The following is a 25,265-nucleotide window of genomic DNA, read 5'->3' as shown; positions in this document are numbered from 1 at the left end:
GTTATCGTTTAAAGCGCACAACAATTGATGGTGTAGCGGCAGCATCAAGTGGGACGTCATGAGGTTCATGTGGCAAGACTTCACTTGATAACTCGCCTGCATGGACCAAACCAATCTTCCATGCCGTCACATGTACAAGTGCGCGATCGTAATATCCTCCGCCTTGGCCCAACCTAAATCCTGATTGATCAATTCTTAAGGCCGGCACAATCACCGCTTGAATCTGCGATAGATCAGTGAGTGCTTGACCAACAGGTTCTGAAATCTTTTTCTTTGTTAACAAATTAGCAGGGTCACCATCCCATTTAACCCATTCCAATTGATCTCCATTAATTCGAGGAAGAACTAAGACCTTCCCGCTTCTCAGGAAAGCTTCATTGATTTCGACAGTACTTGGCTCGTACTCATAAGAGATATATGAAGCAATTGTTGTCGCTGACTCAATTTCAGGCGCTCTCAGAATGACATTAAAATTAGAAGGAATGAACTTCTGAGAACGTTCTCGGCGGGCACGATCCCGTAGTGTGGCTTTTTGATCTGTCATTTAAATCTCCCGTGAAATCCCAAAGATCAAACTGTTCAACAAGTAGGGTTCGATTATGTCAGAACACACTCGGGTAGATGAGTTTCTCACCTCTCTTCTTGCCATCTGCAAACCCCTTGATGCATTTGAAATGCCCTTGCTCGATGCGCATGGTGCGACCCTTGCGGCAGATATTTATGCTGGAGATCGCTTAGTACTTCGCGAAGACACTCGTATTCGTTCGACTCAAATTGGTTTAGCAGCATCGATTGGTCGCGATCATTTGCCAACCCGACCACACCCACGTGTCGTAGTGCTTTCGGCAGGACCAGACTTAGTTGAGCCCGGCCAGCCTTTAAAAAATGCAAGTGATGAGTTTGAAACAAATTCATGGTTGCTAACAACAGCTGTTCGCGAAGTCGGAGCTGTTGCATACCGGGTGCACTCAATTCCAGATAACGAGGAGCAACTGCAAAAAGTTATTGAAGATCAACTAGTACGGGCCGATTTAATTATTGTTAGCGGTGAACGCCATGATGACTCATTTGATTTGATCACACGCACTTTGTCGGGATTAGGTGACATCACAACGGTTGATTTAGCGATCGAAGCAAGTGGTCGCCATAATTTCGGAACAATCGGCCCAGATAAGACACCTGTCGTTACTCTGCCTGGTGATCCAATCGCCGCCTATATTTCATTTGAACTCTTTGTGCGCCCGATGATTCGAACAATGCTAGGTGCAGCAACTATCCATCGACCATCAGTTAAAGCCGCGCTGGAAAAGCCAATTGCATCTAGCGACGGCGTCCGTTCATACATCCGCGGAGTATTGGCTGAAGATGGAAAGTCAGTTGTACCTCTTGAAAATCAAGATGAACAATCCACACTTTCAGATGCAAATGCATTTATTGCAATTTCTGAAGGTGAGACTTCCTTAAAAACTGGTGACCAAGTAACCGTAGTAGTTCTAGAGCGTCGCTACATCTAGTTTCATGAATAGCTCTTGGCCGATCGAGATTAAAGGTGAAGGCATTGCGCTTCGGCCTTTGCGGTTCAGAGATAGGGCCAAATGGAATCAAGTTAGAGTTGAAAACAGAGACTGGCTTTCACAATGGGAGGCCACTATTCCCCTTACTGGCGATGAAAGTTATAAAGAATTGCCATCATTTTTTGAGATGGTGAAAATCCTCAATCACGAGGCACGACATGGCCGTTCTTTTTCATTTGCGATCTGGAATCAGGCACAACTAATCGGCCAAATTACTTTAGGCGGGGTCATGTACGGCGCGATGCGCGGTGGGCACATTGGGTATTGGATAGATCGAAACTTTGCCAATCGTGGCTACACCACGCAAGCCGTTGAACTTCTTACGCAGTATGGGTTTAAGGAGCTGAAACTGCATCGCCTTGAGATTAATTTGCGCCCTGAAAATGCCGCTTCCCGAAGAGTTGCCGAGAAAGCGGGATATATTTTTGAAGGCGAGCGTCCGCGGTATCTACACATCGATGGACATTGGCGGGACCACATCACATTTGTTAAGGAAAATTCTGCAATCAAGTAGCGCTTAAATCCCCGAAAAACATCACCCCTTCCTTTAGATTTATCCATCATGACTTCGGGACTTATCTACATTGCGATTATTGGAATGTGGGTCGCATATTTTGCGCCCCGCTGGATCCATGACCGCAATGAGTTCTCCGGAAAATCTGTTGAACGTTTTAAAGGCGCACTGCGGGTAGTTGCGAATCAAACACCTAACGGAACAACTAGTGGTGGTGCAATCCATATTGATTTAGATCAAGAAGCGAAGGATCGCCAAACTTTACTGCGCCGCAGAATTACATTTTTACTAATTGCATTTACGTTGATCACGACAGTTATAGGTGGAGCCATGAATACGATGCCATTTATTTACGCACTTGTTCCAGCATCTGGTTTACTCATTTATATTGCAAGTGTACGACGTCATGTGATTGGTGACCAACTGCAAAAGCGTCGTGTGCAACAACTTCATCGACAAAATTCTGGTGTCTCAAATACAAATCTTGCAGAAGTAGTTCAACCTAAACCAAGTACTGAACATTGGATTCCATTGTCAGAGCGTGAACTAAAGGGTGTAGTTATTCTTCCTCAAGGTACAGCGGCAGTTCGTAACGCATGGGAGCCAACTGAAGTTCCAGTGCCAACCTATGTGAATGCTCCAAAAGCTGTCGTACCAAAGCGTGTTATTGATCTGACAACTCCTGGACAGTGGAGCGAAGAACAAGAACGTCTTGAACGTGAAGCACTTGCTGCAGTATCTCCATCACGGGATGAAATCTTTGATCAGCAGCTAGCCGATGAAGCAGTTGAGCGACTCAATCAAGCGCGTGCCTCTAACCAATAATTAGATCCACGAGTCAAACCACATTCGCATTTTCCATTGATCATATGTGATGGTTTGACCGGTATATAAAGGTAAAAAATAGATAAAGCACAGCAGCACAAGTGCGAACAACCCACCAACAATTGTTTGGGAAACCACTGGCTTTAGCCCACTATCTAGCAATAACTTTGCACAATAAACGATCGCCAGAATCATAAAAGGCACAAGAATTATTGCGTAAAAAGAGAACATGGTGCGCTGCTGCATGGCAAACCACGGCAAGTACCCAGCAATGATTCCAATTGAAACTATTTTTGCTGCTGAATCAATAGTTCGATTTACCAGTGATTTAACCCAAAAGCCAATCACAACTGCAATTGCAATTGTGCCTACCCACCAAAGAAGAGGCGTTCCAAGAGCTAATACTTCTCGGGCACAATTCTTTGCACCACAATCATTAGGTGAATCATAGAAGAAGGAAGTTGGTCTTCCCATGACAAGCCAGCTCCATGGGTTTGCTTGGTATGGATGCTTCTCGGTTAAGCCGGTATGAAAATTAAGCATCGAAGAGTGATAGTTCAACCAAGCGATCAATGGATTGGCTGACGATTGTCGATCCCAACCACGATCAGATAAAAACCAACCTGTCCAGCTAATCAGATACACGCCAATTGGAAGCAATCCATACTGTGTAAACTTTTTGGCAATCAATCTAAATGAATCTCGAATATCCATACTCACCAAGATTCGATACAACGACACCAAAGCAATCACTGCAATAAAGTAAATCGCACTCCATTTACAACCAAGAGCTAATCCAAATGCAAGACCTGCCCACCAATGTCGACCTCTGTGCCACAGCAATATTGCAACTAGAATAAAAAATGTTAGGAATAAATCTAGTAAAGCAGTTCTGGAATGCACCAAAAGCAAACCATCCAATGCCATTAAAGCCGCGCCAAGACCAGTTAACAGTGGTGAATAGAAAAGCACATGGACTAAGCGAGCAAAAACTAATATGAGCAACGTTCCAATTAACGCTGTAGCAAAACGCCAACCAAATTCGTTGTCTCCAAAGATGGCTATTCCTGCTCCTATTAGCCATTTTCCAACAGGGGGATGAACAATAAATTCAGGGTTGCTGCCGCTGACTTCAACGCCGTATTTCAGTAGATCACGGGCACCATCGACGTAGTACACCTCATCGAATATGTAACCTTTAGTGGATCCAAGGTTTATCAAACGCAAAACAAATGAGGCTAGTGCGATCAGTATCGGAGCAACTGCAGCGGCCATGGCGTAAGAGTATGCGCGTTTGCTGCTATTTACTGAGAGGATTAGGCCATGACGCTTATCTTGGCTGCAACTCCTTTGGGTAATCCCGGGGATGCAAGCACCCGCCTGAAGAGCGCGATTGAGAACGCATCGATTATTGCTGCCGAAGATTCACGCCGATTCCATCGCTTGTGTGCAGATATCGAAGTCACCTTTACCGCTCGGGTCCTGTCTTTCTTTGAAGGCAATGAAGAAGAACGAAGCCGAGAATTATTAGCTGAACTCAAAAGTGGCTCAACGGTACTAGTTGTATCGGATGCAGGGATGCCAACCATCAGCGATCCAGGGTTTCGTCTTATGCGCGATGCAATTGCCGAAGGCGTTGAAGTTTCTGTAATCCCTGGACCAAGTGCGGTCACAATGGCGGTTGCGCTCTCTGGACTACCGACCGATCGTTTTTCTTTTGAAGGTTTTCCACCACGTACTGCGGGTGCGCGGCTTGCGACATTTGAAAAACTTCGCTTTGAAGAGCGAACAATGGTTTTCTTTGAAGCACCACACAGACTTGTAGATTCTTTAGCAGACTGTGTAAATGTTTTTGGAGCAGATCGTCAAGGAGCGATTTGTCGTGAAATGACCAAGCGTTACGAAGAAACAATTCGTGGAACTTTGGCGCAATTGGCCACATGGTCTACCAACAATGAAGTTTTAGGTGAAATCACTATCGTGATTGCCGGAGCTGCAATTGACTCGGCATCACTGACAGCAGCAGATATGGTGGCTCGCGTCCGCGAATTTGAGGCGGCTGGAATGGATCGAAAGGCTGCAATTGCAACTGTGGCTGATGAATTTGGGATTGCGAAACGCTTGGTTTATGCCGCTGTGGTCGATGCGAATAAGATGAGCCAGTGACTAAGTCTTTCTATTTAACGACGCCGATCTATTACGTCAACGATGCCCCTCATATTGGGCATGCCTACACAACCGTTGCCGGAGATGTGCTGACCCGTTGGCACCGCCAAAAAGGTGAATCAGTCTGGTTCTTAACTGGAACAGATGAGCATGGACAAAAAGTTATGCGCACTGCAGAAGCCAACAATGCTGCGCCTCAAGCGTGGGTAGATAAATTAGTTGCAGAGGCCTGGAAGCCAAATTGGGAGCATCTCAATATTGCAAATGATGACTTTATTCGTACGACAGAAAAGCGCCATACCGAACGCGTGCAAAAATTCTTACAATCACTAAAGGATTCAGGCCATATCTATGCTGGTAAATATGAAGGCCCATATTGCGTTGGTTGTGAAGAGTTTAAGCTTCCTGGCGATTTGATCGAAATCGATGGCGCTAAGTGCTGCCCAATCCATAGCAAGCCAATTGAATTAGTAAATGAAAACAATTGGTTCTTCAAACTTTCAGCTTTTGTGGAGCCATTAATCGCACATTACAAAAATAACCCTGATGCATGCCAACCAGAAAGTGCGCGCAACGAAGTTGTCTCATTTCTTGAAGGTGGTGTTTCTGATCTTTCAATCTCTCGCTCAACATTTGATTGGGGTATCCCGGTTCCATGGGACACCGAGCAAGTTGTGTATGTCTGGTTTGATGCGCTACTAAATTATGCAACTGCGGTTGGTTTAACCGATGCACCAGATTCTGAAGGCGGCAAGATGTTTGCGCAAACTTGGCCAGCAGATGTGCACTTGGTTGGAAAAGATATTTTGCGTTTCCATGCAGTTATCTGGCCAGCGATGTTGATGGCTGCCGGACTTGAAGTCCCTAAGAAAGTCTTTGCCCACGGCTGGTTGTTAGTTGGCGGCGAAAAGATGAGCAAGAGTAAGTTGACCGGAATTGCACCAAAGGACATCACTGATCACTTTGGAATCGATGCTTTCCGTTACTACTTCTTACGTGCGATTCCATTTGGCACAGATGGCTCCTTCTCATGGGAAGACATGAGTGCGCGTTACACATCAGAGTTAGCAAATGACTTTGGAAATCTAGCCTCTCGCAGCGCAGCAATGGTTGAAAAGTACTGTGCGGGTTCACTTCCAGCGCTCAGCCATGATGCTGGATTAGAAACAGCACTTAAAGAAACAGTTGCAAAGGCTGATGCTGCGATGTGTGCACTTGATTTTCAAGGCGGAATCATGGCAATCATGGATTTCTGCAAACAAGTAAATGGTTATGTGACGATTAAAGAGCCATGGATTCTTGCGAAAGATCCAGCCAACCAAGCCGTACTTGAAGAAGTTTTGTATAACACCGCAGAATCACTTCGTGCACTTGCAGTGCTGTTGCATCCAGTGATGCCACACACGTGCCAGATTTTGTGGGAAAGCCTTGGCGCACAAAAAGCTCTGGGAGATTTAGCTGCACAAAAGATTTCAGATGTGGCCACTTGGGGACAGCTTCCACAAGGTGCAACAGTTACAAAGACTCCGGTTTTGTTCCCTCGTTTAGAAACTCCTGCTTCCTAAAAAATGGCTGATCGCCACAACCGCGATATCGATCGACCTCGCGCACCACTTCCAGAACCCTTACCGGTTCCAACAGTTGATGCACATGCCCATATGGAGATCGTGACCGATGCAGCTTTTGATTCCCAAGAAGTTGCAGATGTCATTGCCGAGGCTAAATCAGTAAATGTAGATCGAATCGTTCAAGTTGGGTATTCAGCAGAACAATCTAAATGGTGTGTTGCTGCTGCGGAAAAATGGAATACATCGGTACTTGCAGCTGTGGCATTGCATCCCAATGAAGCACCGGTTGTTCCAGATTTACCGGCTGATTTAAAGATAATTGAAGAGCTGGCACAACACCCACGCGTGCGCGCAATCGGTGAAACTGGTTTGGATTACTTTAGAACGCCACCAGAGCTTCGTAAGCGTCAACAAGATTCATTTAAGTGGCACATTGAATTAGCAAAGAAAACAGATAAAGCACTAGTGATTCATGACCGTGATTCACACGATGATGTTTTGTCTGTCTTGCTCGAAGTTGGCGCGCCAAAAAATACTGTCTTTCACTGTTTTTCAGGCGATGTTGCCATGGCCAAGCTCTGTATTGAACGTGGCTATATCTTGTCTTTTGCCGGCACCTTAACCTTTAAAAACGCGCCTGAACTTCGCGATGCGGTCAAACTGGTCCCTCTTGATCAGCTACTCGTAGAAACAGATTCACCTTTCTTGGCACCATCGCCTCATCGTGGGGCTGGAAATACGCCTGCCCAGATTGCAACCATTGTTCGTGCAATGGCGATAGAAAGAAATCAAGATGTAGCAGAGCTTGCAACTGCCCTTAGTGTCAACGCAGAACGAATCTTTGGATCTTTCGCCTCATGACATTGCTCGGTGCGGCACAGATCCGCGAACTTGCAGCACAGCTTGATTTGAAGCCATCTAAATCTTTGGGACAAAACTTTGTTATTGATTCAAATGTTTGTACAAAAATCGTACGTACCGCAGGAGTAACGGCAGCAGATATCGCACTAGAAATTGGTCCAGGTCTTGGCTCATTAACTCTTGCCATGTTGGATGCAGCAAAATCTGTCATTGCAGTTGAAATTGATCCACGTCTTGCACAGCAGCTTCCTCTTACTGTTGCTGAACACTTTGCTCATCCTGAAAATTTAACTGTTATCAATAAAGATGCACTGGCAGTCAATGATTTACCAGTTGCTCCTACGGTTTTGGTCGCTAACTTGCCATACAACGTTTCAGTACCGGTTCTACTGCACTTGCTCGAAAAATTTCCAACTATCCGCACAGGCGTTGTCATGGTTCAAGCAGAGGTCGCAGATCGCTTGGCTGCAAAACCTGGAGGCAAAGAGTATGGAATTCCAAGTGTCAAAGCTGCATGGTGGGCCGATGTAAAAAATGTAGGAACAGTTTCACGGTCAATCTTCTGGCCAGCACCAAACGTTGATTCAAAGTTGGTTGGCTTTACCCGTCGAGAAACTGCTGGCAGCGAAGAAATGCGCGAAAAAGTTTTCACAATCATTGACGCAGCCTTTGCCCAGCGCAGAAAGATGCTCAGATCAGCCCTTTCTAGTTTGTACGGCTCATCAGCTGCCGCAGAAGAAATCTTGATAAAGGCTGGCATTGATCCAACTTTGCGAGGCGAAGCCCTTGAAGTGAAATCTTTTTGTCAGATAGCAGCCGTTGCACCTGACATTTTCTAACGGCAGTTATAGGGTCACCGCATGCCTGTAAAAAGTGTGACCGTGCGCGTACCTGCAAAGGTCAACCTGCAGTTATCTGTTGGGCCCAAAGAGTCAGATGGTTATCACAATTTAGTATCAGTTTTTCAGGCCATCTCTATTTTTGATGATGTAACAATTAAGTTAGCTGAACCTGGTGCGGGCTTGACCATTTCAATTTCAGGCGAGCAAACTCATGGTGTTCCTGGAGATGCCAATAACTTGGCAGCTAAAGCAGTTGCGCTGATCTCAAAAGAGTATGACTTAACCGTTGATGCACATATTGAAATTAAGAAATCAATCCCGGTAGCAGGTGGAATGGCCGGAGGCAGCGCAGATGCTGCAGCAACAATTGTTGGAATTGATTATTTGTATTCATTGGGGATGTCTAGAGAAGAAATGTTTGAAATCGCATCTCAACTAGGTAGCGATGTTCCATTCATGCTCAGTGGCGGAACTGCAATTGGACGTGGACATGGCGATCAATTAACTGCAGCACTTTCGCGCGGAACGTATCACTGGGTACTTGCACTTTCGACGGTTGGCTTATCAACTCCTGCGGTGTATGCCGAATGCGATCGCTTACGAGCTGAATTAGAAATTGTCGAACCACAAACACATGAAGGTCTTATGCAGGCATTGCTTGCCGCAGATGCACCCACTGTTGGCGCTTGCCTGGTTAATGATTTACAAGCCGCAGCTTGTTCTTTGCGACCCGCACTTCGCTTGGTTTTAGATGTTGGCCAGGAATACGGGGCACTTGGCGCAATCGTTTCCGGATCAGGTCCCACAGTTGCATTTTTAGTGGCAGATGAAGAGGCGGGCCTTGATTTAGCGGTTGCTTTAACCTCAAGCGGGGTAGTTGGCAGCGTTGCACGTGCGTATGGGCCTGTGGCTGGGGCAAAGGTAATCTCGTAATTTCATTCCATTTGTGTCCCTTTTGATGGTCAATGGTCGCCAGCACCACTGTTTATGAGGGAGAATATGCGTTCCGCCATTGTGTAGTGGCTAGCACATGGGCCTTTGAAGCCCAGGGTCCAGGATCGATACCTGGTGGCGGAGCCACCACTATCACCAGGTTTTTCATCTCCGATAGAGTTCACTCGTGACCGTACAAACCGTGATCGTCCTCGCCGCCGGTGAAGGCACACGAATGAAATCGGCAACACCTAAGGTCCTTCACAGCGTTGCAGGTCGTTCCTTACTTGGACATGTACTGCACGCGGTTAATCAACTTTCTCCTAAAGAACTTCGCATCGTTGTCGGCTCAGGACGTGAAGCAGTTGAAACCCACATCGCACACATTGCTCCCAAAGCCACAACAATCTTTCAGGAAAATCGCGGTGGTACAGGGCATGCAACGCAGTTAGCGCTCGCCGGTATGGCTCCACAAGGAACCGTTCTAATTCTCGCCGGAGATACTCCGTTGTTATCTGGTGATTCATTAGCCCAGTTTGTTGCCGCACATTCAGCAGGAAAGTTCGCAGCATCTGTTTTGACCGCCGAACATCCAGATCCAACTGGATATGGGCGCATCATCCGTGATGACCGCGACGAACTGCTACGCATCGTTGAAGAAAAAGATGCAACAGATGATGAAAAGTTTGTTTTTGAAATTAACAGCGGCGTGTATGCATTTGATGGCGCAAAGCTTGCTGCATCCATTGGAAAGCTCACCAATGCCAACGCCCAAGGTGAACTGTATTTAACAGATGTTATTGGAATCCTAAAGTCGGCAGGTGAATCAATTGCCGCGATCATGATTGATGACTTCACCGAAACTCTTGGAGTCAATGACCGAGTTCAGTTGGCAGAAAGTGCCGCAATGCTTCGCGATCGCATCAACGATCAATGGATGCGTGCCGGCGTAACTATCATCGACCCAACAACAACCTGGATCGATTCAACAGTTGAAATTTCAAATGATGTAACTCTTCATCCAGGTACCGCGTTGCTTGGTTCAACAAAGGTGGCAACTGGCGCTGTTATTGGGCCCAGAACAACGTTGACTGATTGCATCGTAAAAGAAGGCGCAGCTGTGCTGGAATCCATTGCCATGCAAACAATTATTGGCGAAGGCGCCACAGTTGGCCCATTTACTTACTTGCGTGCCGGAACTCAACTTGGTGATTCAGCAAAGGCTGGAGCATTTGTTGAAATGAAGAATTCTATTCTCGGAAATGGATCAAAGGTTCCACATCTTTCATATGTAGGCGATGCGACGATTGGTGAAGGCAGCAATATTGGCGCTGCAACAATTTTTGTAAATTACGATGGTGTCGAGAAACATCACACAACAGTGGGTGATCACGTACGAATCGGTAGTGACACAATGCTTGTAGCCCCTGTAACTATTGGTGACGGTGCATATACAGCGGCTGGTTCTGTAATTACTGAAGATGTTCCGGCAGGAGCTATTGGTGTTGGCAGAGCAAAGCAGAGAAATGTATTAGATTGGGTTCTGCGCAAGCGCCCAGGTAGTAAGTCCGCAATCGCCGCAGAGAAGAAGGGCTAGATATATGAGCGAGATCCGTTTATCTTCTGAAAAGAGATTACGCCTATTTGCAGGCCGCGGATTTCCGGAGCTAGCCGAAGAGGTTGCAACCGAGTTAGGTATTCCTCTCACACCAACATCAGCTTATGACTTTGCTAATGGTGAAATTTTTGTTCGCTTTGAAGAATCAGTTCGTGGTTGTGATGCATTTGTAATTCAAAGCCACACAAATCCAGTCAACAAGCAGATCATGGAACAACTAATCATGGTCGATGCTTTGAAGCGTGCTTCTGCAAAGCGCATCACAGTGGTTACACCTTTTTATGGTTATGCACGTCAAGACAAGAAGAGTCGTGGTCGCGAGCCAATTACTGCTCGACTAATGGCAGATCTTTTCAAGACCGCTGGCGCAGATCGTTTGATGGCCGTTGATCTTCACACTTCGCAAATCCAGGGCTTTTTCGATGGTCCAGTTGATCACTTGTTTGCACTGCCAATGCTTGCAAATTATGTTGGCAGCAAGGTAGACCGCACACGTTTAACAATTGTTTCCCCTGACTCAGGTCGAGTACGCGTTGCAGAACGTTGGTCAGATTTATTGGGTGGTTGCCCCATTGCATTTATTCATAAAACTCGTGACCCACGTGTTCCTAATGAATCGATTACAGGTCGCGTTGTTGGTGATGTTGTTGGACAAACCTGCGTAGTTATTGATGACATGATCGATACGGCAGGCACAATTACAAAGGCGGTCGAGGCTTTGTTTGATGCAGGCGCTGCCGATGTAATTATTGCTGCTACACATGCGGTGTTTAGTGGTCCTGCTGTGGATCGCTTGAAGAACTGCCGCGCATCAGAAGTTGTTATTACAAATACCTTGCCGATCTCGGAAGATCAGAAGTTCGACAATCTGACAGTGCTTTCAATCGCCCCACTTCTGGGCCGCGCAATCCGCGAGGTCTTTGAAGATGGATCGGTAACAAGCCTGTTTGATGGTCATTCCTAAGCCTGAATTTGCCTCTTAGCGGCCTCAAAAGATACTGTTCCACCTGTTCCGGCGAGGGTAGCGAATAGCTTTCCGTTATCGACGGGTCAGGTATTTCTCTCCTGCTGGAACTTTGTGTACGCACCGAAGAACCATGAATAACTAGGAGATAAAAAATGGCAGAAGTAAAGATCGTCGGAACCACTCGTACTGAATTTGGTAAGGGCGCATCACGTCGTGCACGTCGCGATGGTTTAGTTCCTGCAGTTATCTATGGTCACGGAGAAAAGCCGCTACACATCACACTTCCTGCAAAGGAACTTGGCGTTGCGCTGAAGCAGTCAAACGTTCTTTTGGACATCACAATTGATGGCAAGAACGAGCTAACACTTCCAAAGGTAATTGTTCGCGATTTCCTAAAGCAGATCCTTGAGCACGTTGACCTAGTTTTGGTTCGTCGCGGCGAGAAGGTTGTTGTTTCAGTTCCTGTTCACTCAGTTGGTGAGCATGATCGTGATGGAATTCTTGAGCACGTACACAACTCAATCGAAGTTAGCGTTGATGCGTCAGCAATTCCAAACTTCCTAGAAGTAGATATTCAAGGTCTTGCATCAGGTTCTTCAAAGTACGCAGCAGATGTTGTACTTCCAGCAGGCGTCGAACTCGTATCAGATCCAAAGATGATCGTTGTTCACTTGTCAGAGAAGTCGACTGCAGCAGCAGAAGAAGTAGCAGCACCAGCAGCAACAGATGCAGCAGCTCCTGCAGCAGATGCAGAGAAGAAGGACGCTTAACCCTTAGGCTTTGTTGTTATGACGTGGTTGGTAGTGGGACTGGGTAATCCAGGAGATCAATACGCTGCCACACGTCATAACATCGGCCAGATGGTGATTGATGAACTTGCTCGTCGCCATTCTTTAAAATTTTCTTCGCACAAATCACGCACTGATATCGCGGCTTATAAGTTAGCTGCCGGTACACATTCTGTAATTCTGGCAAAATCAAAGAGCTATATGAATGAAACAGGTGGGCCAATTAAGGCACTTGCTAATTTCTATTCAGTAGAAGCCGCGAACATAATTGCCTTGCATGACGAATTAGATATTCCATTTGCTGCAATTCGCACCAAGTTTGCAGGTGGAGACAACGGCCATAATGGTTTGAAATCAATGACCTCATCATTTAATGGGCCTGAATACTTCCGCGTTCGCTTAGGTATTGGTCGGCCTATGGGTCAGCAAGATCCTGCCGATTTTGTATTGAAAGCTTTCTCAAAGGTTGAACAAAAAGATTTAGCAGAATTTATTGATCGTGGGGCAGATGTTGTGGAATCTTTGATTACAAAAGGTCTAGAAGCAACACAATCTGCCTTCAATAGCTAAAACTAGAACAGTTAATCAACCAGTATTACGAAGTCCTGCTGCAACACCATTAATAGTCAATAACAGCGCACGGCGCAGTACTGGATCTGCTGAATCACCAGCATCGCGAACTCGCTTAAGCAGGTTAATTTGCAATAAATGTATTGGTGAGAGATAGGCATCACGGACTTGTAATGTTCTGGCTAAGATCTCTTGATCGCCAAGTAAAGCTTTCTTGTGCGTAAGTTTCAAGATCTCTTCAACAGTTAACACAAATTCTGCTTGAATTTCATCCAAGAAGTGATGGAGTTCTACAGGAACAAGTGTTTCTACATAACGCTTTGCTAGAACTAAATCTGTCTTTGCAAGTGTCATTTCAACGTTACTAATGAAGGTAGTAAAGAAGTGCCATTCTTTGAGCATCTGAGCCAAAAGATCTGAATGCCCAGCTTCACGCGCAGCTTTAAGTCCCGATCCCACACCAAACCAACCAGGCACAATCTGGCGCGATTGAGTCCAGCCAAATACCCATGGAATCGCACGTAATGAATCAAGACCACTTGCAGCATCTGGGCGACGTGATGGACGTGAGCCCAGGAACATATCTCCCAGTTGCTCAACTGGAGTAGATGCATAGAAGTAGGCCGGCAAATCTGGTTGATCAATCAATGATCGGTATTGCTTGAATGAAGCGTCGCTGAGTAGTTGCATGCAATCGCCCCAGGATTTAAGTTCTGCAGGAGTCTGTCGTGGACCACGATTCAAAACCGTGGCTTCTAAAGATGCAGCCAGAGTTAACTCAACGTTTTCGCGAGCAAGAGATGCGAGGGCGTACTTATCACTGATTACTTCACCTTGTTCAGTCATCTTGATTTGCCCGTCAACAGAACCCCATGGCAAGGCAATTAATGCTTCATATGTTGGTCCACCACCGCGGCCAACTGAGCCACCGCGACCATGGAATAAACACAACTTCACGCCATGCTTGAGAGCAACATCGCGCAACGAGCGTTGAGCTCTATGAATCTCCCATTGGCTCGTCGCAATGCCGGCATCTTTATTGGAATCTGAATATCCAAGCATTACCTCTTGCACATCACCACGCAGTGCAACAACAGAACGATAGGCAGGGTTGCTCAATAGTTTTTCAAGAATTTCACCCGCCGAACGCAGTTCAGCAACAGTTTCAAGCAAAGGCGCAAACCCGATGACAGCTTTCTTTTCTTTCAGTGAAACAAGGCCAGCATGCTGTGCGATGACAACTGCTGCAACTAGATCATCTGCACCCTTAGTCATTGAAACGATATAGGTTTCAATTGCTTCTGGTCCAAATCGATCTACTAGGTCATTGATTGCACCAAAGGTAGCTAGGGTTTTCTTGCCTAAAGAGTCCAATTTTGATGTGTTATACATTGTTGTGTCAGCAAGTGCTTTGGTTAGTAGCTCAAACTTTTCATCGTGGGACTTTGCTAAATATCCATCAACACCGATGATCTGATTCAAAACATTGTGGTGGGCATCGGAATGCTCGCGAACATCCATTGTTGCGTGTGTGATTCCAAAGGCTGCGACCGTGCGGATAGTGCGCTCAAGCAAGCCTGTGGCAATCAGTTCACCGCGGTGAGCCAATAGTGAATCACGCATCAAAACTAAGTCGGCTAATAGCTCTGCAGTGTTTGCATAATCGCGGTTTGGAACGTGTGGCGCACTCTTTGCATGGCGATCGCGAGTAAAGGCTAAGCGGTGAACTATTGCAGTCGCCTTTAGGCGGTAAGGCTCTTCAGCATTAAGACGTAAGAATCGTGGTTCAAACTCTGGAATATGCTTCAAATCTTTCTCAACTGAAGCAGACAGTTCAGGAGTTGCGCCAACAATCTTGGTGGAAACTGACAACATCTGACGTAATGCGTTCATGGCTGCGATAGTCACACGGATTGCATGTCCAACCTGAAGCACCATCGCATCGGTTGTTACCTGAGCTGTGATGTTTGGATTTCCATCTCGATCGCCACCGATCCAGTTACCAAAAGAAAGCGGACGAGCGGTAATTGGAACCTCAACATCGATTCGCTTCATCTCTTTAGCAAAATCATTTAACACTTCAGGAACAGTTTCCGTAAACAAATCATCTAAGTAATACAAAGCATTAAGTGCTTCATCTAGCGGTTCAGGCCGTCCTAAACGCAGCTCATCGGTTTGCCATAACAAATCAACGGTTTCGGCAAGTCGTTCCTGTTGCGAAGGATTACGCGGATCATCAAGTAAATCTGCAATGCTGCCCAGTTTGTTTAGAACTGATCTACGTGCAGCTTCGGTTGGGTGCGCAGTAAAGACAGGACGTACCGACATTGCACTCACCCATTGGGTAATTTCTTCTTTAGTTAATTCATGTCCAGGTGTTTGGGCTTTCAGCGCAGCTTCGATTCGATCTACTGCGCGAGCAAGCCATGAACCACCGGTGGCACGTGCATCTGCCAAAACGCGTGCACGGTGTACCTGCTCTGCCACATTTGCTAAGTGGAAATATGTACTAAATGCACGAACAAGTTGAACTGAGTCTTCAACCGATAGCTGCCCAAGAATTTCTTCGCCGCTACCTTCACGAACTGCTTTACGAACCTCTTCAACAAGGGCTAAAAGTTCTGGACCTTCTTGACGGACAAGGGTTTGTCCCAAAAGATCGCCAAGACGACGCACATCGCTACGAAGTTCTGCATCATCTGCAGCTATCGGGCTCTGGCTCATTGGGCAATCCTCTCAGGTAACACCTTGTTCCAAAACTAAATTACACTCATCGCATTCAGCCCCCCTCCTTTGGAGTTGGGGCCTAACTGCATTGGAGAGTAATTATGCGCGGGTTAATTCCGGCCTTGCCACTTAATTCCGATGCATCTCATATCGTGGCACCCCAATCGCTCTACCCCTTTCTTGTGGCGGCCAGAGCGCAGAATCACCCTTTGTTAGTCGTCACAAGTTCTAGTCGCAGCTCTGAAGATCTCGTCAATGAGTTACGAGAGCTCTATGACAATGTTCTTGAATTTCCGGCTTGGGAAACTCTGCCCCATGAGCGCTTAAGCCCCAGAAGCGACACTGTCGCTCGAAGAATTCAAACGCTCTATGCACTCAAACAAAATCACAGTGTTAATCCAATTGTGGTTACACCGGTTCGTGGTGCTATCCATCGAATAATTAGTCAGCTTGGAAAGTTGCCACTTCTTCAATTACAGATCGGCCAAGAACAATCACTAGATGAATTAGTACGACACCTTTCATCATTGGCTTACATCAGAACCGACTTAGTTGAACGCCGCGGCGAATTTGCTGTTCGTGGTGGAATCGTTGATTTGTTTTTACCACTTAGTCATCATCCAATTCGTATTGATTTCTTTGGCGACGAGATAGAAGATTTAAGTTACTTTGAAGTTTCAGATCAACGAACTTTTCAAACAGTTGTTGGCAGCGTTGATATCTATCCATGCCGAGAACTATTGCTAACAAATGAAACCAAACATCGCGCACTTGAAATTACTGATCAATATCCTGCTGCAGCTGAAATGTTAAACAAGATTGCTGAAGGAATGACTTTTGACGGTATGGAGTCGCTGATTCCGTTGTTAATTGATGAGACGGAAAGCCTGCTGACCCGAATGCCGAAAAACACTCAAATCATTTTTATAGATGAGCAGCGGATTAAGTCTCGGGCGGCAGATTTACTGGCAACCAATGAGGAATTTCTTAACGCCTCTTGGTCTAATGCCGCACTGGGTGCAAGTGCGCCTATTCATGATGGTGCCGGCACATACATGGACTGGGAAGAACTTTTTGAAGAGATAGCCAAGGCCGGCATGAGCGCTAAAGAGCTCAGTCCATTTGGTACCGATCTCGATCCTGAAACAACATTCTTAGATTTTGCAGCAATCGATCCCATGCGTGGTGATGTTGAACGTGCAATTGATGCGCTGCGACATGCACTTCAAGAACATCGCACCGTTGTCTTTGCAACACATGGGCATGGAATGTTGGAACGGTATGCAGGGATTCTGCGCGGGGCAGATTTACCGGTTCACGTATCAGAACAACTCTCTGACATTGCCGCAAAGGGAAGTATTCACTTAACAATCTCGGTTATTGCTCATGGTTTTGAAAGCGCTACCGATCAGATTTTCTTCATGACCGAGCGCGACTTAACCGGCAGCAAGGGAAGCGTGAAAGATACTGAGCGTTTACCTTCAAAGCGAAAACAAGCCATTGATCCTTTAGAACTTACTGCAGGTGATTATGTTGTCCACGAGCAACACGGAATCGGTCGATACGTAGAGTTATTGCAACGAACAGTTGCAGGTCTTACTCGCGAATACTTAATCATTGAATACGCACCAGCAAAGCGTGGTCAACCCGGAGATAGAATTTTTGTCCCTACCGATACCTTGGAACAAGTATCCAAATATGTTGGTGGCGAAACACCTACCGTGCACCGAATCGGTAGCGGTGAATGGCAAAAGGCAAAAGGTCGAGCACGTAAAGCGGTTCGCCAAATTGCTGGAGAACTGATTCGCCTTTATGCAGCGCGCACAAGTTCGCCAGGTTTTGCTTTCTCGCCAGATACTCCATGGCAACGCGAACTAGAAGATTCTTTTTCCTACATCGAAACGCCAGATCAGCTTTCAACAATCAATGACGTTAAGCAAGATATGGAACGCCCTTACCCGATGGATCGAATCATTTGTGGCGATGTCGGTTATGGAAAAACTGAGATCGCGATTCGCGCCGCATTTAAAGCGGTTCAAGATGGAAAACAAGTGGCGGTGTTGGTTCCGACAACGCTCTTGGTGCAACAACACACAAAGACTTTTGCAGAACGCTATGCCGGATTTCCCCTGAAGGTTGCGGGTTTGTCGCGATTTAATACAGCAAAAGAGAGCAAGGAAATCCTTGAGCAATTAGCTGCAGGAAGCGTTGATGTCGTTATTGGTACCCACAGAATCTTGTCTAACGATGTTCAGTTCAAGGATCTTGGCCTAGTTGTTGTCGATGAGGAACAGCGATTTGGTGTTGAACAGAAGGAGTCACTCAAGAAGTTACGCACAACAGTTGATGTACTTGCTATGTCTGCAACACCTATTCCACGCACCCTTGAAATGGCAGTGACGGGCATTCGCGAAATGTCGACCATCACAACACCACCAGAAGAGCGCCATCCAATTCTTACCTACGTGGGCCCGGCAGAAGAGGCACAAATTACCGCCGCTATTCACCGTGAATTATTACGAGATGGGCAGATCTTTTACTTACACAATCGGGTCGACACAATTGATAAGACGGCAATCCGGCTTAAAGAATTAGTACCCGAAGCAAGAATTCGAATTGCCCATGGGCAAATGTCAGAGGGTGAACTAGAAGATGTAATTCTGGCTTTTTGGAACCGTGATTTTGATGTGCTGGTTTGCACGACAATTGTTGAAAGTGGTTTAGATATTCAAAATGCCAACACATTAATTGTTGAACGAGCAGATCGCTTCGGTTTGTCACAACTTCATCAGTTGCGAGGTCGTGTTGGACGTGGGCGAGAAAGAGCATATGCATACTTCTTGTATTCAAGTGATGAACCATTATCTGAACTTGCCCACGAAAGGTTAAAGACAATTGCGACCAACACTGATTTAGGTTCAGGTATGCGGGTTGCGCTGAAAGATCTAGAAATACGTGGTGCCGGCAATCTCTTGGGCGGGGAACAATCAGGACACATTGCAGATGTGGGATTTGATTTGTACATGCGCATGGTTGGTGAAGCGGTTCAAGAGTACAAATCTGGAATCATCGAAACCGAAGAAAAGGTTTCGGAATGCAAAGTCGAATTACCAATCAACGCTCACTTGTCTGCCGAATATGTTCCAGGCGAGCGCCTGCGGTTAGATCTTTATCGACGTCTGGCTGATGTAAAGGCACCAAGTGATGTTGCATCAATCGAGGCAGAATTACTTGATCGATTTGGTGATTTACCTGAAGAAGCTAAAGCGTTATTAGGCGTTGCAGCGTTACGAGCACAAGCAAAGGCTGCGAAGTTGACTGAAGTTGTAGTTCAAGGAAAGTTCCTTCGTCTTGCACCGTTAGTTTTACCTGAATCACGTCAGTTACGTTTGACACGTTTATACCCAGGCTCTCTGTATAAGGGTGCAGCAAGCACGGTTTTGGTGGCTCTACCGAAGGCCACCTCTTGGAATCCGTCACAGAATGCGCCTGAAATAGTGGATACTTCTCTTCTGGCCTGGGTCATTGAGGCCGTACATCAATTAAGCGATGCACCGAAAGCGAGTACAGAATGAAGAAGATCCTGGCAATCACCGTAGTAGCAGCAACCTTTCTATTGGCGGGATGCTCTCAAATAGGTGCAGCAGCAACGGTTGGCGATACAAAGATCACGCAAGCCCTTGTTCAAGACAGTGTTGACGCAATTCTTTCTGAGCGCTCAAAGGTCGATACCTCACAGATGCAGCTTGAAACTGGTGCAACTCTTAATGTTTCACAGCTTCGTTTCCATCTTCTAGGAACTTTGCTACGCGAACTTGGTCAAGAGCTAAAGCTAAACGTCACAAAGGCTGAAATTGATTCACGTCGTGCAAGTATTCTGGAACAAGTTGGTGGCGAAGCAGCTCTTCCTAGCGCTCTCGTTAATGCCGGAATCGCGCCTCAGGATCTAGATCGCTACATCGAAGCAATTGCGTACTCTGACAAAATCAGTCAGAAGCTAGTTGCAGCAGGTGTTGCCGAAGACCAACTTGGCACAGAGATTCAAAAGCTCGTTGTTGCTAAGTCTAAAGAAATCGGCGTAACTGTTAACCCTCGCTACGGCAAGTGGGATCCAACCACTGCTGATGTAGTTCCTGCAGATTCTGCTGAATCAGCTGTAACTCCTACAGAAAAATAGCATTTAAGAATATGCAAGGATCTCAGCTTCAACGACTTGTTGAAGTCATGAATACTTTGCGTTCGCCTGGTGGCTGCCCATGGGATGCAGAACAAACCCATGAGTCCCTCTTAAAGTATTTGCTGGAAGAGTCATACGAATTTGTTGATGCTGTTCAAGCCGACAATCGCATTGATATGCGCGAAGAACTTGGCGATGTCCTGCTACAGGTTTACTTCCATGCACGGATGGCGCAGGAGCATCCAACAGATCCATTTTCAATCGAAGATGTTGCGCAAGGAATTGCGGATAAGTTAATTCGCAGACACCCGCATGTGTTTGCAGGTGTCGAAGTCCGCGATTCGCAAGAAGTTCTTGAAAATTGGGAAGAGCTTAAGAAAAAGGAAAAAGGTCGCACCTCACCATTAGATGGGGTTGCAATGTCGCAACCAGCACTTCCATTGATTGAAAAGCTGTTGTATCGCGCTGAAAAATACAATGTCGAAGTGAAAACTCCGGACTCGGTATCGATTGATGGGCCCGCCGATGAAAGCGCTGTAGGACAAGCCCTTGTGGCCGTTATTGCGTGGGCCCATGCCAACGGAATCGATGCAGAAGCTGCCCTGCGCAAGGAAGCCATGCGGATTAGCCAAGAAATTAAGCCCGCATAGTCTTCTTTAGGTTCGCGGTAGACTGTGATTATTGAAGAAGGTGCCATTTCAGCGTTGAGGTCGGCAACAACTTAAGAGCCAGACCTTTAATACACCAGACCTTTAATTAGTTTGAGGAGAAACGCAATGGCGATTATCGAAGCATTAGGTGCCCGTGAAATTCTTGACTCCCGTGGAAATCCAACGGTTGAAGTTGAAATCCAATTAGAAGATGGCACACAAGCACGCGCAGCAGTTCCAAGCGGTGCCTCTACTGGTGCTTTTGAAGCCGCTGAACTTCGCGATGGTGGCAAGCGCTACTTAGGTAAAGGTGTTGAAAAAGCAGTTGCTTTTGTAAATGATGAAATCGCACCTGAAATTATTGGTTTTGATTCACAGGATCAGCGCCTAATCGATGTTGCAATGATTGAACTAGATGGCACAAAGAACAAGTCACGTCTTGGTGCAAATGCAATTCTTGGTGCATCACTAGCAGTTGCAAAGGCATCTGCAGATTCATCAGATCTTTCACTGTTCCGCTACTTAGGTGGACCAAATGCGCATCTGCTGCCAGTCCCAATGATGAACATTCTCAATGGTGGCGCACACGCAGATACAAATGTTGATATTCAAGAATTCATGATCGCACCAATTGGTGCACCAACATTCCGCGAATCAGTTCGCTGGGGTGCAGAAATTTATCACGCACTGAAATCAGTTCTAAAAAAGCGTGGTCTTGCTACATCTGTTGGCGACGAAGGTGGATTTGCTCCAAACCTTGATAGCAACCGTGCCGCACTTGATTTGATCCTTGAAGCTATTGAAGCTGCAGGATTTAAGCCAGGTAGCGAAATCGCGCTTGCCATGGATGTTGCTGCAACTGAATTCCACGAAAACGGAAAGTACAAATTTGAAGGTGCATTAAAGACATCTGATGAAATGATCGCGTATTACACCTCTTTGGTTGATGCTTACCCAATCGTTTCTATTGAAGACCCTTTAAATGAAGAAGACTGGGCTGGCTGGACACAGATGACTAAGGAACTTGGTTCTCGCATCCAGATCGTTGGAGATGACCTTTTTGTTACTAACCCAGAGCGTTTAGCTAAGGGAATCGCGGGAAACACAGCGAATGCACTTCTTGTAAAGGTAAATCAGATTGGAACTCTTACAGAGACAATTGATGCTGTTGAAATGGCACACCGTGCAAACTACCGCAGCATGATGAGCCACCGTTCAGGTGAAACCGAAGACACAACAATTGCTGATTTAGCTGTTGCACTTAACTGTGGTCAGATCAAGACAGGTGCACCTGCACGTACAGAACGAGTTGCTAAGTACAACCAACTTCTTCGTATTGAAGAAGAGCTAGCAGAGGGTGGTCGTTACGCGGGTCGTGACGCTTTCCCACGTTTCAAGGGGTAAGAATTAGCCATGGCACGTCGACAACTGCGCTTTGGTCGCCGCCGTACCTCTAATCGTGTTTTAGCACTGTCGGTTATTTTCTTTATTCTTGCATTGACAATCGCTCCTCCCGTGAAGCATTACTTCACGCAACGTGCGCAAATCAGTGCACTCAAGGCACAGCTTTCTGCAGATAACACCGCTTTACAGAATGCTCGCGAAGAGTTGTTACTGTGGCGAGACCCAGAATTTGTAAAGTCGCAAGCACGTGAACGTCTGCACTTTGTTTTGCCAGGAGAGCGTCAATATATCGTTACCGAAGGTGATACAACAGGTAATCAACAAAGCACAACAAAGATTGCAAGCTCTTTAGCTGATGGACAACCGTGGTATTCACGATTGATTGCATCAATTAGCGAAACCGGCAATTAATGCGTGAAGTTACTCAAGCAGATCTAGATTGCATTCAAAGTCAACTAGGTCGGACTCCGAGAGATGTACATGCAATCGCATACCGATGCCCATGCGGCAAGCCGGCCGTTGTTGAAACTCCACCACGATTAGAAGACGGAACACCTTTTCCAACCTTCTACTATGCAACGTGCCCCCGCTTAACTGCCGTGATTTCAACCCTTGAAACAACTGGGCTGATGGGCGAGATGAATGAGCGTCTAGAAAATGATCCTGAATTAGCTGGGGCATATCACGCAGCACATGATGATTACATTGCATCTCGTTCGGCACTGGGCGTAGATGTTCCAGAAGTTGATGATGTTTCAGCAGGAGGAATGCCAACTCGCGTTAAGTGCTTACATTCACTCGTTGCTCATTCACTTTCGGCTGGCCCAGATGTCAATCCCTTAGGAGATGAAGCGCTTGCAAAGCTGCCTGAATGGTGGAAAAACAGCCCATGCGAGTAGCAGCAATTGATTGTGGAACTAATTCAATTCGTTTACTTGTTGCAGATATTGATGGCAACAACTTTCGTGAAGTTGTGCGCGATATGGAAATCGTTCGCTTAGGCCAAGGTGTTGACCAAACAGGACAATTCCACCCCGATGCAATTGCTCGAACATTAGCTGCGGTCGATAAGTTTGCACTAGAGATTGCCAAGCGCGGCGTTGAAAAGATTCGCTTTTGTGCAACTAGTGCTACCCGCGATGCAACTAATCGCCACTTGTTTGTTGATGGGGTTCGTGAACGTTTAGGTATCGAACTAGAAGTAATAACAGGTGAAGAAGAAGCAGCGCTTTCATTTGCAGGTGCGATTAAGGATTTAGATCCATCTAATGGCCCATTCTTAGTTGTTGATATTGGTGGCGGATCAACCGAATTTGTCTTTGGAACATCAAAAGTAGAAGCAGCCCGAAGCGTCAATATCGGTTGTGTACGTATGACTGAACGCCACTTTGCTTCAGATCCTGCAACACCAGAACAAATCGAATTAGCCCGTAGCGATATCCAAGCTGCAATTGCCCAAGCCGCCTCCGTTGTACCCATTACCAAAGCCAAAACCTTGGTTGCAGTTGCAGGTACTGCGACCACAGTTGCCGCCGCAGCATTAGCGCTACCTGAATACGATCGATATGCGATTCACTTGTCCAGAATTAGCGCACAGCAAACCCATGATGCGGCCACCATGTTTGCCACAAGCCAACGCGAACAACGTTTAGCTTTGGGTTATATGCACCCAGGTCGAGTTGATGTGATTGCAGCCGGATCGCTAGTTCTTTCAGAGATCATGAAGGCCACAGGGGCTACTGAATTCGTGGCATCTGAATCAGATATTTTGGATGGAATGGCATTTTCTCTTGCCCGCAATTAAATCTATAAAGCTGCTTGATCAAAAGATTGTTGCTTGTAGAAAGTGCCCACGATTGGTGCAATGGCGTGAAGAAGTCGCGGTTGTAAAGCGCAAATCCTATGAAAATGAAAAGTACTGGGGTAAACCTGTACCTGGCTTTGGCCCAGCTGATGCGCGAATTGTGATCGTTGGTTTGGCACCAGGTGCGCACGGTGCAAACAGAACTGGTCGAATTTTTACCGGAGATTCATCGGGGGATTGGCTCTATAAAGCACTTCATAAGAATGGCCTAGCAAAAATTCCGACAAGCACATCAGCAGATGATGGACAGGAACTTATCGATACGCGAATCACCTGCGCCGTTCGATGTGCGCCACCTGATAACAAACCATCGACTGAAGAAAAAATCGAATGCTCTGATTACCTAGTAAACGAACTGGAACTTCTACTGCCAACAGCGCGCACCTTTGTTGCCCTGGGTAGTTTTGCCTGGAGCGCCATTATCAAAAGCCTGCGCGCACTTGATCATGAAATTACTTCACCCACACCAAAGTTTGGCCATGGCGAAAGCTTTACTTGGGTCGCACCGGATGGAATCAAGCGCTTATTCATTGGTAGTTATCACCCAAGTCAGCAAAACACATTTACCGGAAAACTTACCGAGCCCATGCTTAACTCAATTTTTAAGAAGGCAAAGAGTTTTAAATAGCAGCTTTCTTTAATTGGTCGATGTGGCTTTCAATGTGATTGGCAGAAAGCGTCACAAGTTGTAAAAGCGTCACGGCTCCGCGTTGGGGATGAGTAGAGATTCGATCCCAGTCAGCAGCTGATGCGTTCTTCAAGATCTCATAATTCATCGCGTGTGTTGCTGCCAGCGATTGAAGCGAAATAGCTACTGAACGATTGCCGTACTGCAGCCCAGTTGGAAATTTTTCTTCATCAAATGGAACAATCGTGGGATTGTCTTCACACAGCGCGTTTGCATATCTGACACCAAATTGAATTTCAGCATCTGCAATATGGTGAATAACAAATGCCGCAGACCATTCGCCATCCTTTGATTTATTCAGGGCATCAGCTGAAATCTTCTTGCCTTCTTCAACAAATGAGATTGCAGATGAGTGATACTTCGAAAGAATTTCGTTATGGTCCATGGCTTTATCGTAACCGTGTTATTTACGATATTTAAGGCTCAGTTTCAGCAAAAGCCCCTCATCAAGTAAACTTCCGCAGAACTTGCTTGTGGCCCCCGTAGTCCAATGGCAGAGACAGAGGACTTAAAATCCTTCCAGTGTCGG

24 protein-coding genes and 1 tRNA gene are annotated in these 25,265 nt (G+C 46.2%); 21 read left to right on the top strand and 4 right to left on the bottom strand.

Going from position 1 to position 25,265, the window contains the following annotated elements:
- Position 1 precedes the first annotated feature (1 nt).
- On the bottom strand, positions 2-544 hold the full coding sequence (locus tag AC9UC2_RS00125) for a 5-formyltetrahydrofolate cyclo-ligase (protein WP_509523792.1): 543 nt from the start codon (positions 542-544) through the stop codon (positions 2-4).
- A gap of 55 nt (positions 545-599) precedes the next feature.
- Here AC9UC2_RS00125 and AC9UC2_RS00120 point away from each other — a divergent pair, with 55 nt between their 5' ends.
- The 3 genes from AC9UC2_RS00120 to AC9UC2_RS00110 are packed head-to-tail and all read left to right on the top strand — an operon-like array spanning position 600 to position 2,913.
- Positions 600-1,514, top strand: coding sequence for a molybdopterin-binding protein (locus tag AC9UC2_RS00120; RefSeq protein WP_509523790.1), 915 nt, complete (start codon positions 600-602; stop codon positions 1,512-1,514).
- A gap of 4 nt (positions 1,515-1,518) precedes the next feature.
- Positions 1,519-2,088 carry a GNAT family N-acetyltransferase gene (locus AC9UC2_RS00115; RefSeq protein ID WP_509523788.1) on the top strand — a complete coding sequence of 190 codons (570 nt, stop codon included), beginning with the start codon at positions 1,519-1,521 and terminating at the stop codon, positions 2,086-2,088.
- Positions 2,089-2,136: 48 nt separating this feature from the next.
- Positions 2,137-2,913, top strand: coding sequence for a SepX/GlpR family protein (locus AC9UC2_RS00110; RefSeq protein ID WP_509523786.1), 777 nt, complete (start codon positions 2,137-2,139; stop codon positions 2,911-2,913).
- On the opposite strand, the gene AC9UC2_RS00105 is transcribed toward AC9UC2_RS00110, so the two are convergent.
- Complete coding sequence (locus AC9UC2_RS00105) at positions 2,914-4,188, bottom strand: dolichyl-phosphate-mannose--protein mannosyltransferase (protein WP_509523783.1); 1,275 nt, start codon at positions 4,186-4,188, stop codon at positions 2,914-2,916.
- Between the two features lie 48 nt (positions 4,189-4,236).
- On the opposite strand from AC9UC2_RS00105, the gene rsmI reads away from it, so the two are divergent.
- The 10 genes from rsmI to pth all read left to right on the top strand — a co-directional run bounded on the left by rsmI (position 4,237) and on the right by pth (position 13,226).
- Positions 4,237-5,079 carry a 16S rRNA (cytidine(1402)-2'-O)-methyltransferase gene (gene rsmI / locus AC9UC2_RS00100; protein ID WP_509523781.1) on the top strand — a complete coding sequence of 281 codons (843 nt, stop codon included), beginning with the start codon at positions 4,237-4,239 and terminating at the stop codon, positions 5,077-5,079.
- Complete coding sequence (gene metG / locus AC9UC2_RS00095; protein ID WP_509523779.1) at positions 5,076-6,644, top strand: methionine--tRNA ligase; 1,569 nt, start codon at positions 5,076-5,078, stop codon at positions 6,642-6,644. Before rsmI ends, metG begins: the two co-directional genes overlap by 4 nt.
- Before the next feature lie 3 nt (positions 6,645-6,647).
- Entirely contained in the window at positions 6,648-7,508 is an 861-nt protein-coding gene (locus AC9UC2_RS00090; protein WP_509523777.1) for a TatD family hydrolase, read from the top strand.
- Positions 7,505-8,347 (top strand): 16S rRNA (adenine(1518)-N(6)/adenine(1519)-N(6))-dimethyltransferase RsmA, encoded by an 843-nt coding sequence (rsmA, locus tag AC9UC2_RS00085; RefSeq protein WP_509523774.1) that lies wholly within the window; start codon positions 7,505-7,507, stop codon positions 8,345-8,347. Before AC9UC2_RS00090 ends, rsmA begins: the two co-directional genes overlap by 4 nt.
- Before the next feature lie 21 nt (positions 8,348-8,368).
- Complete coding sequence (locus AC9UC2_RS00080) at positions 8,369-9,283, top strand: 4-(cytidine 5'-diphospho)-2-C-methyl-D-erythritol kinase (RefSeq protein ID WP_509523771.1); 915 nt, start codon at positions 8,369-8,371, stop codon at positions 9,281-9,283.
- Between the two features lie 72 nt (positions 9,284-9,355).
- Positions 9,356-9,430 (top strand) — tRNA-Gln (locus AC9UC2_RS00075).
- Positions 9,431-9,470: 40 nt separating this feature from the next.
- Complete coding sequence (gene glmU, locus AC9UC2_RS00070; RefSeq protein WP_509523768.1) at positions 9,471-10,880, top strand: bifunctional UDP-N-acetylglucosamine diphosphorylase/glucosamine-1-phosphate N-acetyltransferase GlmU; 1,410 nt, start codon at positions 9,471-9,473, stop codon at positions 10,878-10,880.
- A gap of 4 nt (positions 10,881-10,884) precedes the next feature.
- Positions 10,885-11,865, top strand: coding sequence for a ribose-phosphate diphosphokinase (locus AC9UC2_RS00065; protein ID WP_509523766.1), 981 nt, complete (start codon positions 10,885-10,887; stop codon positions 11,863-11,865).
- Between the two features lie 155 nt (positions 11,866-12,020).
- On the top strand, positions 12,021-12,638 hold the full coding sequence (locus tag AC9UC2_RS00060) for a 50S ribosomal protein L25/general stress protein Ctc (protein WP_509523764.1): 618 nt from the start codon (positions 12,021-12,023) through the stop codon (positions 12,636-12,638).
- A gap of 18 nt (positions 12,639-12,656) precedes the next feature.
- Entirely contained in the window at positions 12,657-13,226 is a 570-nt protein-coding gene (gene pth, locus AC9UC2_RS00055; RefSeq protein WP_509523762.1) for an aminoacyl-tRNA hydrolase, read from the top strand.
- A 15-nt stretch (positions 13,227-13,241) separates the two neighbouring features.
- On the opposite strand, the gene ppc is transcribed toward pth, so the two are convergent.
- Positions 13,242-15,950: a phosphoenolpyruvate carboxylase gene (gene ppc, locus AC9UC2_RS00050; protein ID WP_509523759.1), complete on the bottom strand. Its 2,709-nt coding sequence runs from the start codon at positions 15,948-15,950 to the stop codon at positions 13,242-13,244.
- A gap of 212 nt (positions 15,951-16,162) precedes the next feature.
- Here ppc and mfd point away from each other — a divergent pair, with 212 nt between their 5' ends.
- The 8 genes from mfd (at position 16,163) to AC9UC2_RS00010 (ending at position 24,676) form a co-directional block, all read left to right on the top strand.
- Positions 16,163-19,528 carry a transcription-repair coupling factor gene (mfd, locus tag AC9UC2_RS00045; protein ID WP_509523756.1) on the top strand — a complete coding sequence of 1,122 codons (3,366 nt, stop codon included), beginning with the start codon at positions 16,163-16,165 and terminating at the stop codon, positions 19,526-19,528.
- Positions 19,525-20,130 (top strand): SurA N-terminal domain-containing protein, encoded by a 606-nt coding sequence (locus AC9UC2_RS00040; RefSeq protein ID WP_509523754.1) that lies wholly within the window; start codon positions 19,525-19,527, stop codon positions 20,128-20,130. The genes mfd and AC9UC2_RS00040 overlap by 4 nt, the downstream gene beginning before the upstream one ends.
- 11 nt (positions 20,131-20,141) lie before the next feature.
- Positions 20,142-20,780 carry a nucleoside triphosphate pyrophosphohydrolase gene (locus AC9UC2_RS00035; RefSeq protein ID WP_509523752.1) on the top strand — a complete coding sequence of 213 codons (639 nt, stop codon included), beginning with the start codon at positions 20,142-20,144 and terminating at the stop codon, positions 20,778-20,780.
- A 126-nt stretch (positions 20,781-20,906) separates the two neighbouring features.
- Complete coding sequence (gene eno / locus AC9UC2_RS00030; protein ID WP_509523750.1) at positions 20,907-22,184, top strand: phosphopyruvate hydratase; 1,278 nt, start codon at positions 20,907-20,909, stop codon at positions 22,182-22,184.
- 9 nt (positions 22,185-22,193) lie between these two features.
- Positions 22,194-22,595 (top strand): FtsB family cell division protein, encoded by a 402-nt coding sequence (locus AC9UC2_RS00025; protein WP_509523748.1) that lies wholly within the window; start codon positions 22,194-22,196, stop codon positions 22,593-22,595.
- Positions 22,595-23,083: a DUF501 domain-containing protein gene (locus AC9UC2_RS00020; RefSeq protein WP_509523746.1), complete on the top strand. Its 489-nt coding sequence runs from the start codon at positions 22,595-22,597 to the stop codon at positions 23,081-23,083. Before AC9UC2_RS00025 ends, AC9UC2_RS00020 begins: the two co-directional genes overlap by 1 nt.
- On the top strand, positions 23,074-23,988 hold the full coding sequence (locus AC9UC2_RS00015; protein ID WP_509524708.1) for a Ppx/GppA phosphatase family protein: 915 nt from the start codon (positions 23,074-23,076) through the stop codon (positions 23,986-23,988). Before AC9UC2_RS00020 ends, AC9UC2_RS00015 begins: the two co-directional genes overlap by 10 nt.
- Positions 23,975-24,676, top strand: coding sequence for a uracil-DNA glycosylase (locus AC9UC2_RS00010; protein WP_509523743.1), 702 nt, complete (start codon positions 23,975-23,977; stop codon positions 24,674-24,676). Before AC9UC2_RS00015 ends, AC9UC2_RS00010 begins: the two co-directional genes overlap by 14 nt.
- Here the strand turns inward: AC9UC2_RS00010 and AC9UC2_RS00005 are convergent.
- Positions 24,669-25,121, bottom strand: coding sequence for a DinB family protein (locus tag AC9UC2_RS00005; protein ID WP_509523740.1), 453 nt, complete (start codon positions 25,119-25,121; stop codon positions 24,669-24,671). The two genes, AC9UC2_RS00010 and AC9UC2_RS00005, sit on opposite strands and share 8 nt — an antisense overlap.
- Positions 25,122-25,265 lie beyond the last annotated feature (144 nt).

The sequence above is a fragment of the Candidatus Planktophila sp. genome (assembly GCF_036734405.1).
In the GTDB taxonomy this organism is placed as follows: domain Bacteria; phylum Actinomycetota; class Actinomycetes; order Nanopelagicales; family Nanopelagicaceae; genus Planktophila.
The sequence above is the reverse complement of the archived record's forward strand: the minus strand, read 5'-3'. Positions and strand labels throughout refer to the sequence as shown.

Coding starts and splice junctions, on each gene's coding strand:
- AC9UC2_RS00080 (WP_509523771.1), top strand. CDS start 8,369: ATGCCTGTAAAAAGTGTGACCGTGCGCGTACCTGCAAAGGTCAACCTG.
- AC9UC2_RS00035 (WP_509523752.1), top strand. CDS start 20,142: ATGCAAGGATCTCAGCTTCAACGACTTGTTGAAGTCATGAATACTTTG.
- AC9UC2_RS00065 (WP_509523766.1), top strand. CDS start 10,885: ATGAGCGAGATCCGTTTATCTTCTGAAAAGAGATTACGCCTATTTGCA.
- rsmI (WP_509523781.1), top strand. CDS start 4,237: ATGACGCTTATCTTGGCTGCAACTCCTTTGGGTAATCCCGGGGATGCA.
- AC9UC2_RS00090 (WP_509523777.1), top strand. CDS start 6,648: ATGGCTGATCGCCACAACCGCGATATCGATCGACCTCGCGCACCACTT.
- AC9UC2_RS00120 (WP_509523790.1), top strand. CDS start 600: ATGTCAGAACACACTCGGGTAGATGAGTTTCTCACCTCTCTTCTTGCC.
- AC9UC2_RS00110 (WP_509523786.1), top strand. CDS start 2,137: ATGACTTCGGGACTTATCTACATTGCGATTATTGGAATGTGGGTCGCA.
- pth (WP_509523762.1), top strand. CDS start 12,657: ATGACGTGGTTGGTAGTGGGACTGGGTAATCCAGGAGATCAATACGCT.
- ppc (WP_509523759.1), bottom strand. CDS start 15,950: ATGAGCCAGAGCCCGATAGCTGCAGATGATGCAGAACTTCGTAGCGAT.
- AC9UC2_RS00115 (WP_509523788.1), top strand. CDS start 1,519: ATGAATAGCTCTTGGCCGATCGAGATTAAAGGTGAAGGCATTGCGCTT.
- AC9UC2_RS00005 (WP_509523740.1), bottom strand. CDS start 25,121: ATGGACCATAACGAAATTCTTTCGAAGTATCACTCATCTGCAATCTCA.
- eno (WP_509523750.1), top strand. CDS start 20,907: ATGGCGATTATCGAAGCATTAGGTGCCCGTGAAATTCTTGACTCCCGT.
- AC9UC2_RS00040 (WP_509523754.1), top strand. CDS start 19,525: ATGAAGAAGATCCTGGCAATCACCGTAGTAGCAGCAACCTTTCTATTG.
- AC9UC2_RS00015 (WP_509524708.1), top strand. CDS start 23,074: ATGCGAGTAGCAGCAATTGATTGTGGAACTAATTCAATTCGTTTACTT.
- AC9UC2_RS00125 (WP_509523792.1), bottom strand. CDS start 544: ATGACAGATCAAAAAGCCACACTACGGGATCGTGCCCGCCGAGAACGT.
- AC9UC2_RS00020 (WP_509523746.1), top strand. CDS start 22,595: ATGCGTGAAGTTACTCAAGCAGATCTAGATTGCATTCAAAGTCAACTA.
- AC9UC2_RS00060 (WP_509523764.1), top strand. CDS start 12,021: ATGGCAGAAGTAAAGATCGTCGGAACCACTCGTACTGAATTTGGTAAG.
- rsmA (WP_509523774.1), top strand. CDS start 7,505: ATGACATTGCTCGGTGCGGCACAGATCCGCGAACTTGCAGCACAGCTT.
- AC9UC2_RS00105 (WP_509523783.1), bottom strand. CDS start 4,188: ATGGCCGCTGCAGTTGCTCCGATACTGATCGCACTAGCCTCATTTGTT.
- AC9UC2_RS00025 (WP_509523748.1), top strand. CDS start 22,194: ATGGCACGTCGACAACTGCGCTTTGGTCGCCGCCGTACCTCTAATCGT.